This window comes from Magnetospirillum sp. ME-1 (assembly GCF_002105535.1).
In the GTDB taxonomy this organism is placed as follows: domain Bacteria; phylum Pseudomonadota; class Alphaproteobacteria; order Rhodospirillales; family Magnetospirillaceae; genus Phaeospirillum.
The window spans coordinates 465,114-478,065 of sequence record NZ_CP015848.1 but is presented as its reverse complement, the minus strand read 5'-3'; the positions used below and the strand labels follow the sequence as shown (position 1 = coordinate 478,065).

At 57.9% G+C, this 12,952-nt stretch carries 15 protein-coding genes; 12 read left to right on the top strand and 3 right to left on the bottom strand.

Features of this window, described 5'->3' with window-relative positions; all coding sequences use genetic code 11:
• Positions 1–41 precede the first annotated feature (41 nt).
• Positions 42–1,271, top strand: a complete 1,230-nt coding sequence (locus tag WV31_RS02095; RefSeq protein ID WP_237051452.1) for a chemotaxis protein CheY — start codon at positions 42–44, stop codon at positions 1,269–1,271.
• A gap of 166 nt (positions 1,272–1,437) precedes the next feature.
• On the top strand, positions 1,438–1,791 hold the full coding sequence (gene mamW / locus WV31_RS02090; protein ID WP_008622215.1) for a magnetosome protein MamW: 354 nt from the start codon (positions 1,438–1,440) through the stop codon (positions 1,789–1,791).
• A 109-nt stretch (positions 1,792–1,900) separates the two neighbouring features.
• On the opposite strand, the gene WV31_RS02085 is transcribed toward mamW, so the two are convergent.
• Complete coding sequence (locus WV31_RS02085) at positions 1,901–2,311, bottom strand: helix-turn-helix transcriptional regulator (RefSeq protein WP_011383409.1); 411 nt, start codon at positions 2,309–2,311, stop codon at positions 1,901–1,903.
• 230 nt (positions 2,312–2,541) lie between these two features.
• Here WV31_RS02085 and WV31_RS02080 point away from each other — a divergent pair, with 230 nt between their 5' ends.
• Together WV31_RS02080 and WV31_RS02075 are read left to right on the top strand one after the other, a co-directional pair.
• Complete coding sequence (locus tag WV31_RS02080; protein WP_145980708.1) at positions 2,542–2,871, top strand: hypothetical protein; 330 nt, start codon at positions 2,542–2,544, stop codon at positions 2,869–2,871.
• A gap of 3 nt (positions 2,872–2,874) precedes the next feature.
• Positions 2,875–3,795, top strand: a complete 921-nt coding sequence (locus WV31_RS02075; protein ID WP_085372083.1) for a hypothetical protein — start codon at positions 2,875–2,877, stop codon at positions 3,793–3,795.
• A 49-nt stretch (positions 3,796–3,844) separates the two neighbouring features.
• Here WV31_RS02075 and WV31_RS02070 read toward each other — a convergent pair whose 3' ends face one another.
• Both WV31_RS02070 and WV31_RS22345 read right to left on the bottom strand, forming a co-directional pair.
• Complete coding sequence (locus tag WV31_RS02070; protein WP_008622357.1) at positions 3,845–4,411, bottom strand: hypothetical protein; 567 nt, start codon at positions 4,409–4,411, stop codon at positions 3,845–3,847.
• A 351-nt stretch (positions 4,412–4,762) separates the two neighbouring features.
• The gene (locus tag WV31_RS22345; RefSeq protein WP_237051451.1) at positions 4,763–5,044 is read right to left on the bottom strand and encodes a bacteriohemerythrin; all 282 of its coding nucleotides are present in this window, start codon (positions 5,042–5,044) and stop codon (positions 4,763–4,765) included.
• A 414-nt stretch (positions 5,045–5,458) separates the two neighbouring features.
• Between WV31_RS22345 and WV31_RS02060 the strand changes: the two genes are divergently transcribed.
• The 8 genes from WV31_RS02060 (at position 5,459) to WV31_RS02015 (ending at position 12,930) form a co-directional block, all read left to right on the top strand.
• Positions 5,459–5,725, top strand: coding sequence for a hypothetical protein (locus WV31_RS02060; protein ID WP_043743478.1), 267 nt, complete (start codon positions 5,459–5,461; stop codon positions 5,723–5,725).
• Between the two features lie 718 nt (positions 5,726–6,443).
• Positions 6,444–7,568 carry a Tll0287-like domain-containing protein gene (locus tag WV31_RS02050; RefSeq protein WP_237051450.1) on the top strand — a complete coding sequence of 375 codons (1,125 nt, stop codon included), beginning with the start codon at positions 6,444–6,446 and terminating at the stop codon, positions 7,566–7,568.
• Between the two features lie 53 nt (positions 7,569–7,621).
• The gene (locus tag WV31_RS02045; RefSeq protein WP_085372082.1) at positions 7,622–8,974 is read left to right on the top strand and encodes an IS1380 family transposase; all 1,353 of its coding nucleotides are present in this window, start codon (positions 7,622–7,624) and stop codon (positions 8,972–8,974) included.
• A gap of 228 nt (positions 8,975–9,202) precedes the next feature.
• Complete coding sequence (locus WV31_RS02040) at positions 9,203–10,477, top strand: ATP-binding protein (protein ID WP_237051449.1); 1,275 nt, start codon at positions 9,203–9,205, stop codon at positions 10,475–10,477.
• 159 nt (positions 10,478–10,636) lie between these two features.
• Positions 10,637–10,915, top strand: coding sequence for an HU family DNA-binding protein (locus WV31_RS02035; protein WP_085372081.1), 279 nt, complete (start codon positions 10,637–10,639; stop codon positions 10,913–10,915).
• A 75-nt stretch (positions 10,916–10,990) separates the two neighbouring features.
• Positions 10,991–11,317 carry a MucR family transcriptional regulator gene (locus WV31_RS02030; RefSeq protein ID WP_442915564.1) on the top strand — a complete coding sequence of 109 codons (327 nt, stop codon included), beginning with the start codon at positions 10,991–10,993 and terminating at the stop codon, positions 11,315–11,317.
• A 643-nt stretch (positions 11,318–11,960) separates the two neighbouring features.
• Positions 11,961–12,401, top strand: coding sequence for a response regulator (locus WV31_RS02020; RefSeq protein ID WP_008622032.1), 441 nt, complete (start codon positions 11,961–11,963; stop codon positions 12,399–12,401).
• 67 nt (positions 12,402–12,468) lie between these two features.
• Positions 12,469–12,930 carry a bacteriohemerythrin gene (locus WV31_RS02015; protein WP_085372080.1) on the top strand — a complete coding sequence of 154 codons (462 nt, stop codon included), beginning with the start codon at positions 12,469–12,471 and terminating at the stop codon, positions 12,928–12,930.
• The last annotated feature ends 22 nt before the right edge of the window (positions 12,931–12,952 follow it).

Genomic DNA, 12,952 nt, shown 5'->3' with positions numbered 1-12,952 from the left:
ACACCTGATCGGTGGCGTTCGAAAAGGGGTAGATCCTCAAGATGAAGCCATTTGCTGCCTGTAAGGGCCTTGTTGTTATCGCAGACGGCGGCCTGCGCAGGGTGCTGCGTGAGTTGTTGCTTGGGGTAAAGATGCATGATGTCGAATATCTTTCCGATGTCGGAGGGGTAGCGCATGCCCTTCGCGCCAATCCCTCTATCGACCTGATCATCTCCCAAAACGACGTACCGGGCGGCGGGAGCATTGCCATCGCTCGCTTTGTCCGTTGGGAAATGTCCGCTCCCGCCAATACGCTTCCCATCATCAGCCTGGGCCGGGACTGGACGCCGGAACTGCTTCAGGAAACCCGCGAGGCCGGAATCTGCGAGGTCATCGCCATGCCGACCTCGCTGATGGCGGTGCAGGCGAAGCTTTTATCCGCCATGGACGGCAAGCGGCCTTTCATTTCCACCGCCACCTATCGCGGCGGCTGTCGTCGTCGCCGGTCATCCAAGGGTCACCAGGGACCGTTCCGCCGGGCCGAGGACCGCATCGCCGAGCAGCTAAATCAGGCGGTCGAGAAATCGGAACGGCGGGCCATCCGGCAGGAATTGCAGGGAGAGCGTTCCTTGCCGCCGGTGCCCGGAATGGCGGCGGCCGCGCCGCAGAGGGGCTCTTTCGCGGCGCCAGCGCGTCCCAGGGCGGATGAGGCCGAGGAGGACGAAGGGGGCGACCGCCAGACCCGCGCGGTGATCGACAAGGCCTTCGTCACCGCCCGCCTGATCGAGCAGCTTCTGGCGCGGTTGGTGACCACCACCGGCGCCGAGGCGCAGGGGGCTCTGACCACGGCGGTGGCCGATGCCGAAGAGCGCCTTATCAACCTCATGGCGCTGGCGCAGATGCGCATCGAGCAGCACGGCTGCTCCGCGGCGGATATCGAGCGTCTGCGCATTATCCGCAAATCGGTGGATGCCAGCGCGGAATCGCTTCTGCGCGCCCACCTTTCCCGGCTGATCAAGTCCGGCGAGGACATTTTGTCCGGGCGTGCCGGACTGTCTTTCAATATCGGTCGCGCCATGCAGGCTCGCATGAGCTATGCCCAATTCCTGATCAATGTCCGCGGCGGCATCGACATGCTCGACAGCGAGGTCAAGGACGCGGTCAAGAAAGCCCAAGGCATCGTGGCCCAGGTGAAGGAAATCGAGGCAGGGGTGTTGCCCTTGCCGCAGTTCGACACCGCCCGCTCGCCGAAGTCGCAGACGTCCGGCCGTTCTGGGCCTGCGGGCCGCTGATCCGGTTTCGGCGCCGAATTCGGCGCGATCGGCCCCGTTTCCGAACCATAGAAGATGACGTATTTTTCCCCTTCGGCTATGATTGCCGACGGTTTGCCCCGGCCTATGGAGACCGGGTGCTTTCGCCCGGGGATCTCGGCGCGGCCCATGGGTTTGGAAAGCGGCTATGCTGACAGCGATCATCGCCGGTATTTTATTGTTTCTGTTCGGAGTTCTCATCAAAGGCGTGTTCGCGCACGCCATGGTGATTCTCGTCGCCTGGTTGGCCAAGAACGGCCTGCTGCTGGCCTTTCTCCGGACCCGTTTCGGGCGTCGCGTGGTCCGGAACGCACGGTTCAGAACCTATGCCCAGGTAGGGCCGGGCAGCGGACGGCGGCGAGCCTATCAGGTCTTCAAGCGGATGGCGGGGGCCGAGCGGGCGACGGTTCGCGTCCTGACCCGGGTGCGCGATGGTTTCGCCCTGATGATCCGCCGCCGCCCCAATACGGCGGTGGTGCCGCACCGCAAGAATCCGTCTTGAGGGGGGCGGCGGCTAGTGTCCGTCCCTCTGCCTGAGCGCGGCCCTCCAGCCGCTTGGCCGCTCGCTAAATGCTCGCCTGAGCGTCGTGCCTCATATTTGAGGCACGACGCTAAAGCAGCCGCCGGACGTTGATCTTCAGGGCTTCGGCGATCTTGCGCAGCACGATCATGTCAAACCCGGCTTCCAGGGCGGCCAGCGTTTCGAGGCTGATTCCCGCCGTCCGAGCCAGGGACTCGCGGGTCATGCCGCGGTATTCGCGATAGACTTGGACCGGGCTTTGCCCGGCCATCAACCGGTCCGCCACCGTGTGGGGGAACTGATCCCGATCGCTCACGGCGGCGGGGGCGCAGGGCTTTGGGGGCTCGGCAACGGGGGTGGACTTCGGAGGTTCGGGCGCGCGCGGTGCCGCCTGCGGCTGCTCCCCGGTCAGCAGGACGCGCATCTTTTCGAGAATTTCCGCCATCTTGGCGTCCCGCGCACTGTCCGTTTCCGGTGAAGGCACCCCCTTTTCCGTGCCCATCCTTGTCTCCTGTCTTGGCCGAATACCGGACTTGGCGTAAGCCTCGGCCCCAGGCGTTAAGGTTGCCGTATGCCCCCTTCAATTCGCAAGGGGTTTGATAACCCGGCCATAACCATGCTTCAATGCCTATTTATCGGATACAGGCTAGCACGGAATGGCTTTTTCCGTTTTCATCGGCTGGTTCTTTATTTCCTGGGATGCGGAGCGCGCGTGGGGCCAAGGATCGTGGAATGTCATTGAATACCTCCTTCTTAGGCAAGGCATGCATGGTCGTGGCCTCGGACGATTCGCTTTGCAGCTTGATCGCGACATCCTTGCATCAGATTGGATTTGCCGACGTTTTGAAGTCGGGCATCCTGACCGAAGCGATCAAGTTCGCCGCGTCCGGCATCTATGACCTGATCGTTTGCGCCGGTACCGATATCGACGAACCGCTCGACATGATTCGGCGCATCAGAATGGAAACCCCCGAAGGCGTCGTGACCGGGCCGATGATTTGCGTCATCAGTCACATGGATGTCGGCAATCTGTCCATGATGCGCAATTCCGGGGCCAATTGAGTCATGACCCTGCCCATCAGCACGCGCAGCATGCTGAAAAACGTCAATCGCGCCTTGAATGAAAAGCGCGAGTTCATCGCCAACCCGACCTTTCGGGGGCCTTGCCGCCGCAATCTCGCTCCGGGCCTTTACGAAGGGCCGTTCCGTCGCGCTGCCGACCGCCAGGACGGCGCGACGCAATTGCCGTCTCCGTCTCCGGCCCCCCGCAAGCTTGCCGCCAAGGGCCATACCGGGGAGCTGGGCCTGGCCCCGCGCCGACCGCATGCGCCGGCCGTCGTGGGGGAGGATCCCAATTCCCAGGCATCCATCATCTTCAATGGCGTGAGCGAAATCGCCGCCAGAATCGAGCATCTGAAGGAAGCCCTGCATGCCACCGATGATGAACGGACGCGCAAGGTCGTGCGCGCCGAGATCATGGAGGCGGCAGATAGGCTGGTGAACCTCGTCACCCTGGTGGATTTGAACAAAGGTTCCCATCGCGGCCAGGACAATCCGCTGCGGCAGAAGATCGGGGCGATGAAGGCTTTGTTCATCGGCATCTTGCGGCAAATGTCCGTCGGTAGGCTGGATGCGATCATCGCCGATATGGAGAAGTATCTGAACGGCGGAGAAATCGCCCTGGGAGGCGGCGACCTTCTGCAGGAGCGATTGGCCTCGGTGGAGGAAATCGTCGCGGTTCTGGGCGGACGCAAAGCCGACGAAACCATGAAGCGAAAGCTGGATTCCGCCTGGGAGGGAATCGGGAAGCTCCAGAAAATGGAGGCGGAACATTTTGAATTGGCCGATCTGACGCGCAACAAGCGCAGCAAGCGCGGGGCGAGCCGGTTTCGTCCGCCCGCCGAGGCGAATGACGGGGTGGCAAGCCAGAACGGGGTTGCCGATCTTTTGCGTTCGCGTGGGGAGAGGGGGGGGGAGAAGGCTTGATCAGGGCCGTGGGCGGGGCGGGGCGGTCGGCGAGTTCGGCGCCGAGCCCCTATTTCAGCCGAAGTTTCTGCTGTCCGGCCAGCCGCGTCACCGTCACGGGCGTTGCCGCGGGCGACGGTCTTGCCGCCGTGATGGGGACCGGGGCTGATCGGGGGGCGGCGGCAGCGACCGGCGGCAGCATCGAGCGGGCGGCGGCCACATCGGCGGCGACCTGCTTCATGCCGCGCCGCAGGGCGGCGTTTTCGGATTTCAGCCGCTTGGCCTGGAGCCAGTTCCGTTCGCTTTGTTCCAGGCATATCTGCAAGATGACCTGGAGGCGGAGCATTTTATTGTCGGCGGGTGGCGCCTGGACAAGGGAAGCCTGGGTGTCGCGGGCTGTTTCGGAAAAGATGTCGGCGGCCACGAAGTCGCCGCCGTTCTCGCGGGCAAATTCGCCCTCCTGAATCACGGATTCGGTCAAATGCGCCAGATGGGCGATAGCGGCCATCATTTCCTGATCGGACGCCGCGCCGGGGGCTCCGGGGATGTTGCCGCAGGCGTCCAGAATTTTCAGCAGAAATTCATGGGATTTCTGCAGGTTCGCCAGCGCTACGGACAGTATCGAAGGATGCGCCATCTCTCAGGACCTTGTGCTGACGCGGACAGGCCCATTCTGTCTGAACCCGTCGGGATCGGCAATCCCATCCGGGCCGTCCTTGCGCACGACGGCCCGGCTTATCCCCAAGCCCGAAGGAGGAGCATATGCCGACGGGGGGCTTTCTTGCCTTTGGCTATGAGACAAGCTCGGTGTCCAGGCCTGCAGCCATATACACCAGGGGGCGGTCATCCACATTCGCGTTGGTCAAGATCCCTTTGTATTGGGCATCCACCACCCGGATATGGTTGTTCAGCCAATCCGTGACCAAATGCGCCAGGGTGCCGATCTTTTCGATACTGCCCGTCTGGCGGTAGTCCTGAATGATGCGGGTTACTCGGTCGGCAAAGGCGTCGTGCGCCGCGATTGCTCGACCAGATAGGCGTAGTCGGCCTTGGCCATGGCCTTTTGCTCGCGCAGGAAGTGCCCCTCGATATATTCCTCGAGGATATTGATGGAGGTTTCGATGAGGTAGGGCTGATCGTTGTCGGGCGTGGAGGTCACGTCGCTCATCAGAGCTGCCAAGCGAAAGAACGCCTGATGATCTTCGTCGATAATTTCGACGTTCACGGATAAATCATCGGTCCATTCGGGGAGCGGATTGGTCTGGTTCATTCCTCGTCTCACGACCTGCTTGAACGGGCGGCCCAACTACGGCAATACCCCATGCCAGAGTCACATAGTCAGCCAGCGCGACCAAAAGTCAACCGGGATCGCCGGCAAATCCGGCCAAAGTCCAAGCTGCATTCCAAAGCCGCGAGGCTTCCGATCCGAACCTTGGGGAAACGGCCCGAACCTTGGGGAAACGGCATCGGCGGCGTCTCCCGCGGGGCGAATCATCTCGAATTCGATCACTAACTGTAGCATGAATCGGCCCAAGGGCAGAGAATAAAAATAAGTCGCAATATTTGATGGGCGGCAACATATCTCCAAGGATGCAACAATCGTTTGACGAGCCCCGCCCGTATGGGGCCCAATTCATGGGGCCATGCGGCTTTTACCGGGGCTCGCAATCGAAAGGGGAGAAGTGTGGCGCATAATAATGCTTTCGGCTTCGAGGAGATTCGCCGGGCGGTAAATTCCGCAGGATGGCTTCGGCTGCTTTTGGTCGTGGCCATTGGCCTGACGGTTGCGATCTTGTTCGTGCATCTTTTCGTCGCGATCGCGGTGGGGGCGCTGTGCATACTTTTCGTTCATCATGCGGTCCAGCGCGCCATGGGGCCGGGAACCCGGATTCGGTTGCGGATGCCGCCGGCAATGTCCGCGCGATTGAAGGGCTGGATGTGGCGCAAATGACGGTTCCAGTCCGACAAGGGGGCCTGGATGGATGTGTCGTTTGCCGGTGGCCTATTATTTCAACCTAAGCGATCGTGCCGGCGAACTGGCCCTTGGGCGCCCGGTTCAATTTCCTGGCCTGTGACGTGATGGCAATGCACACGCTGTCCGAGGATCGAAAGTTTTTTGGACAAATCCAAGCGATTCGAGATACAGCAGGACGAACGCAGGCAATCATTTCGGGCGACAATGGCAATATTCGGGCGAAAAACTCCACCCATCCAAGTCGGTGACAGATTCACAAAGGCAAATGACCACACCAGGAAAGTCTGGGAGGTGTCCCGCCTTTGGACGGCGGTCGATGGTGTCCCCCATGCCCGGCTCGTGAACCAGCATGAGACGTTGATGGTGTCGGTTGGAACGTTGAATGATCAAGAGTTCTTCGTGGTCGTTCCTGTGAAGCGGAACGAACCGTAAAACAGATCTGCGGTGGCGAACGGGCGAGAACTCTACCACCTAATCATGCTGGACGGATTTTGGGGATGGGCGGGAAATATCCATCCAGATATAGCTGATTAGGTGAATACCACATCCGGGAGACATTGGCCGATCAATGCATGAGGGCAGAGCCGAAATCTTGGTAGGTAACTTGGCGGTATATGGCTTTTGAAATAGGCATGATACCTTTGCTGCGTGAAGGGCTTTAGTCGGACAGGCTTACGTGCTGGAGTATTTGCCTATGACCTCCGCTGCACAACCAAATGCTGCAATTTCAGTTTTATCATTTCGAAGGCTAATGGTTGGGTCTGCTGCATTATGGACAGCGGCAGTCTTGCTTTCGTTTTGGATGGCGGCTGAAAACGAAAGGCAGCAAGCAGTGCGTTTGGCAGTTCAAGAGGCACGAACCAGCGTGCAAACAGATATTGGTTTCCGCCATTGGGTCGCATCTCATGGTGGAGTATATGTGGCTCCTGACGCCCAAACTTCCCCAAACCCGTATTTGAATGTCCCCGACCGTGATGTTGTAACCACGAACGGCAAACACCTGACCTTGATGAATCCTGCATACGTGCTGCGTCAACTGATGCAGTCGGGATTTGTTGCCAAGGGACGAATTACGAGCATGAAGCCCCTCAATCCGGAGAACGCCCCGGATGAATGGGAGCATCAGGCTCTTCTGCTTTTGGAGCAGGGTGAGACAGAGGTAACTGAAAAGGTTCTGAGCAACGGAAAAGCGGCTGTCCGTGTTATGGCACCAATCCGCGTCGAGCAATCCTGCCTAACTTGTCACGGCGATCAGGGCTACAAGGTTGGCGACCTGCGAGGAGGTATTGATGTCACCATTCCATTGGAGAAATCCAATGAAATTGCGTCAACGGAGATCAAAAGATTAGCTTTAAACCATGCAATCTTCTGGGCTCTGGTGATGTCTGGAATTGGCTTGATGTGGGGCATAGGTAAATCACATATTCGGAAGCATGAATTATTAACTATACGGCATTTAATAACTCAATTCTCAATAGAGCGAGCGGAGGAACCTGTTTACTGGATTAATGAATCTGGGTTGATTTCATATGTGAATGATTCTGCATGTTCGCTTTTAGGTTATGATGAGAGAGAGATGTTGAATCTACATGCATCTGAATTAAATCCGGACCACCCTCGTGAAAAATGGGCGGAGCATTGGCGTTCTTTAAAAGAAGAAAGATTCCTGCGATTTGATGCAACTTTGAAACGCAAAGACGGATCGACGCTTCCGGTCGAAATATCGGCAAACTACCTCTCCCATGAGGGGCAGGAATTTGATGTGGCTTTTGTTCGAGCCCGGATTTCCCAGATGACCTCCCAGTCTCGTGACGTCTGAACGCGATTCTGCTATACAAATCAACGTATTGTCGGCTGATGGAGTGGCTGGATATGGAGATGGCGGCGGGTGAAGCGGAATCGGCTGATCTTCGGGTCGCCTTCGACCGCCGTCTGAAGCTGGAATTCCACGGTTCCAAGGTCACGTCCGACGCCGGGTTGCTCGCCTTCCGTGAACTCGATGATGCCCTCGGTTTGACCGAGATGGCCGGGCAGGTGCTGGCCGACAGCAGGACCGGCAAGAACCACCGCCACACCATGATCGCCCAGTTCCGGCAGTCAGTGTTCGGTCGGCTTGCCGGGTACGAAGATGTCAACGACGCCGACCGCCTCGGCCATGATCCGGCGATGCGCTGGATCGTCGGCGGTCGGGCAGTGACCAAGGAAGCCGCGTCCACCAGCCAGATGGGGCGGTTCGAGATCGAGGTGCTGACCGGCAAGGCCAACCTCACCGCCCTGGCCGACCTTTCGGGGCAATGGATCGACGCCGTTCATGCCCGCCGCCCGACCGATGTGGTGGTGCTGGACATGGACAGCAGCGTCAGTCCCACCCACGGCGAGCAGGAGGGCACCGCCTACAACGGCCACTTCGGCTGCACCTGCTACCACCCGCTGTTCGTCTTCAACCAGTTCGGCGACCTCGAACGCTGCGCCCTTCGCTCCGGCAACGTCCACAGCGCCGACGACTGGCGCTCGGTGCTGGAGCCGGTGGTGGGGCGGTATCGGGACAGGACCAAGCGGCGATTCTTCCGGGGCGATGCGGCCTTCGCCCTGCCCGACCTGTACGACTACCTGGAGGCCGAGGGCTACAAGTACACTATCCGCCTCAAAGCCAACGCGGTCCTCCAGGGCCACGTCGCCCATCTGCTCAAGCGTCCGGTCGGTCGTCCACCCAAGCATGTCCAGCGGTTCTACGCCAGCTTCAGCTATCAGGCCAAGTCATGGAACCGGAAACGCCGCGTGGTCGCCAAGGTCGAATGGCATCCCGGCGAACTGTATCTCCGCGTCGGCTTCATCGTCACCAACCTGACCCGCCCGGCCCCTCGTGTCGTCGCCTTCTACAACCAGCGTGGCACGGCGGAGCAGTACATCAAGGAGGGCAAGAATGCGGTGAAGTGGACCCGCCTGTCCTGTCGCACCATGAAGGCCAACGCCGTCCGGCTCCAGCTTCACGCGCTGGCCTACAACCTGTCCAACTTCCTGCGCACCCTGGCCCTGCCGGACGAAATGGAAAGCTGGTCACTGACCACCATCCGCGAAAAGGTGGTCAAGATCGGCGCGAAGGTGATCGCCCACGCCCGCTACGCCATCTTCCAGATGGCCGAGGTCACTGTGCCGCGCGACCTGTTCCGGCGCATCCTCGACATGATCGACGCTCTGCGACCAAGAGAGCCAGCGCCATGCTGACGACTGGGAGAGACGGCACGGGGCGGAAGGCAGGCGAAATGCGCCCGCTACGTTGCAAAATGGGCTGGAATCGCGCCGCAGGAGCCGACCCTGGCGGTCAAGGTGGCGATTTTGCTGCGGTGGCGGCTATCACCGCGCCATCACGCCTTCCGGTTGGGCCGGAATTTGGCTATTCTGACGTCAGTCAGGGGCGAATACGCCGCCCATATGGGAAATGTCGGTCGAGATATGAGTTCGCACAAGGAGGCCACAGTTAAGATTGCTCACTTGACGGATATTTATGCGGCTTTGAGCCAAACCAACAAGGCCATCATTCGCAGCAAAAGCCGCCAGGAACTCTTTGATGCCATCGTTCGAATCTCGGTGGATTTCGGGCATTTTCGCATGGCGTGGATTGGCGTGGTCGATGACGCGAGCCGAGCAATAGTTCCAGTAGCTTGGGCTGGTGAGGGGATTGCCTATTTAGATGGCCTGAAAGTGTCCGCTGATGCTGATAGTCCTTATGGGCAAGGGCCATCAGGACAATGCATTCGTGCTGGCGAGCACCGCGTTGCTGAAAATTTCTTTGGAACCCAGATAACAGCACCTTGGCAGAAGAGAGCGGCGTTCTTTAATTTTAATTCATCGGCCGCATTTCCACTAAAAAATCAGGGAAAAACTATTGGTACATTGTCACTTTACTCAGATGTTCCGGAATTCTTTACTGACGACCTCATCGAACTTCTGACGGAGATGACCGATGAAATTTCATTTGCCTTGGACCGAATGGACCTGGAGGCAAGTCATCGTCAGCACGAAGCCGAGCAGAAAGAACTGGTCGAACGCTTGATGGCATCCAATACGGAATTGGAACGCTTTGCCTATGTCGCATCTCATGACCTCCAAGAGCCACTGAGAACCATCGTCTCTTTTGCACAATTGCTGGATCGCCATCTGGGCGACAAGCTTCCACCGGAAGACCGAGAAAATTTTGAATTCGTCGTAGGTGCAGCAAAGCGGATGGGGCTGCTGATCAACGACCTTTTGGCATTTTCCAGAGTTTCGGCAAAAGGTGTCTCGTTCTCCCGCATCTCACTGACGGCTGCATGTTCAGCGGCACAGGATAATCTCAGAGAGGTCATTGCCCAGAATCACGCGGAAATCACTGTGGGCCAGCTTCCCGAGGTGATCGGCGATGATGTCCAATTGATGCAGGTGTTTCAGAACCTGATCGGCAACGCTGTCAAGTTCCGCCATCCTGACCGTAAGCCTGTAATATCCATTGAAGCTGAGCAGAAAGACGGCAAATGGCAGATTGCTGTCCGCGACAATGGCATCGGCATTGCAGACACCTCCCAGGATATTTTTGAGATTTTCCGGCGGCTCCATGCTGGAAATCAATATCCAGGAAGTGGCGTTGGACTTGCGATCTGCAAGCGGATCATCACGCAGCATGGTGGGCAAATTTGGGTGGAGTCAGAACCTGGGCATGGAGCCACCTTCAGGTTCACACTGCCGGTGTAGATTTGGGAACGCATAGCGGCGAGATTTGGGTTGAGCAATCACCTTCAGGCGGCTCGACTTTCCTGTTTACCTTGCTGACACCTGAGTAAAACCGTTTGGTTGACGATGCCTATTCGTCGTGCCATTCGTTATAGCCATGCTTTTTGTAGGGGGGAGCACATGAACAAGTCTGAATTGATCAATGCCGTCGCCGATGGTGCCAACATGACCAAGGCCGACGCGGGAAGTGCTATCGACGCCGTATTTGAAGCCATCACCACCGCCATGAAGTCCGGTGATGATGTGCGTCTGGTTGGCTTCGGAACTTTCTCGGTTTCTGCCCGTCCTGCACGTGAAGGCAGGAATCCGCAGACTGGCAAGACCCTCACCATCGCGGCCAGCAAGTCTGCCAAATTCACCGCCGGAAAGAGCCTCAAGGACACCATCAATGGCCGATGACATCAAGGCTCTGACCACTAAGATTGTGGCCGCCTACCTGAGCAGCAGCACCTTGGCGGCCACTGAAACCCAACCCTGATCAAGTCCGTTTATTCGACTTTAGCCGCTACGGACAACCCTGCTTCAGCACCGGCTGAACGGCAGCAACCTGCCGTTTCGGTGAAGCGGTCGGTGACCCCCGATTACATTGTCTGTTTGGAATGTGGTGATCGGCAAAAGATGCTTAAGCGACACCTCACGACTGGGCATGGGCTGACTGCCGACGAGTACCGGGCCAAGTGGGCTTTGCCCAGGGATTACCCTCTCGTCGCCCCGGAATACGCCGCACGCAGATCGGAGTTTGCGAAAGCTGTTGGGCTGGGCTATTCCCGGACGAACCGGAAGCCCAAATCAGCCACCTGATGAACAGGGAAGGGATAGTCATGCCGCCACGTAAGGCTTCCAAGCCCGCAACCGCCCCCAAGCCTGCCAAGGAAGCCAAGAAGACTGGCCGGTCCACCAGAGGTCCGCCACGCCATCGTCGAATCTGAATTCGCCAAGTTGGACCTGAACCTGAGACGTGGCGTGGAAATCAGGGAAGAAGGTCGCGGCAGGGGCGTTTGAAGCCGGTCGTGCCGCTGGTCCGTCTCTGGCCCTTCACCCTGGTGTCCATGGGAAAGATTCTCGGAAACAAGTAAGGGGCGTCCCCCTGCCAATTGAAGTCATTCAATAGCAATAATGGAATATCTTGGCTGTTGTTCTGGGGCACGTGGTACTCATTGGTAAGTGCCGATTGATGGCCGCAAATTAGAGCGTCGTGCCTCAAATGTGAGACGCGATGCTCGGGCGAGCATTGAGCGAGCGGCCAAAGCGGCCGGAGGGCCACGCTCAGGCGGAGGGCGTACATAAGGCCCAAGGAAGGGGGCGCGCGCCTTACGGCGCGGGGAAGGCCCTGCGACTGCAAGATTGGGGCGCTCGCGCCCGCCCGCCGTTTGAGGGCTCTGCGATGATCGGTTCCGGTCAGCGCAGATTGGTATAACGTAACCAAGATGAAAGTGAGAAAACCATGTTTCCACGAATCAGAAGGGCCTTGGTCGTTGATGACGCTAAGCCGATGCGGGAACTGATCAGAATCGCTCTGGGTTCCTTTCATTGCCTCGATGTCATCGAAGTGGAGGATGGTACGCTCGCATTCGGTGCCGCCAACATCGTCAGCCTTGAAGACGGCGAATTGACTGATGGCAGCACGGATATCGTTTTCCTCGACTGGATGATGCCCATGCTTGACGGCATAGCCTGCACCAAGCTGATCCGTTCAGGCGGGCTTGATGGCTTTAATGCCGATGTTCCAATCGTCATGGTTACGGCCAGGACAGAAGATGAATGCGAGAGAACGGCTTTGGATGCGGGCGTCACCGTTTTTGTCAAGAAACCCGTCTCACTTCGCTCACTTTCCGCCGGAATTGCTGAAGCCCTGACCAAAACACCTCAGAAGGTGCTGGCGTAGCTTCCCCTTTAAAAAGGGAAGTGATCGAAAAGACTGTAGGGCATAGAACACCGCAGCGAATGTCGGCTTGATCGGCAGCGAGGACGATATGCTCAAGCTCACGCAAGATATGATGATCGGACACCCGATTATTGACGCCGATCATAAGAAGCTCATCAGCATAATAAATCAATTCTTGGTAACTGCGAAAATATGCGAAACATTAGAGGGGGAGGTTAATGGGCAGAATGAAGCTGCGATGCATGTGACGCTGAAGCAGCTAATCGCCTACACACATGAGCACTTTGAGAGAGAAGAAAAAATACAAAGAGAGTGCATGTATCCATATTTCGACATGCACGCCAGAGAACATCGCGTTTTGAAGACTCAGCTTGAGGAAATGGCATCAGCCTATTTCATCACGAAGTCGAGGAAGGTCAACCGTCAATCACTTAACGAAATGAGCGAATTTTTAAGAATGTGGCTGTTTAATCATATTATGAAGTTTGACATGAACTACAGAGACTGGGTTTGCCCAAAGGGTAATTAGGGCATCTCGAAGGCTGGCGTTG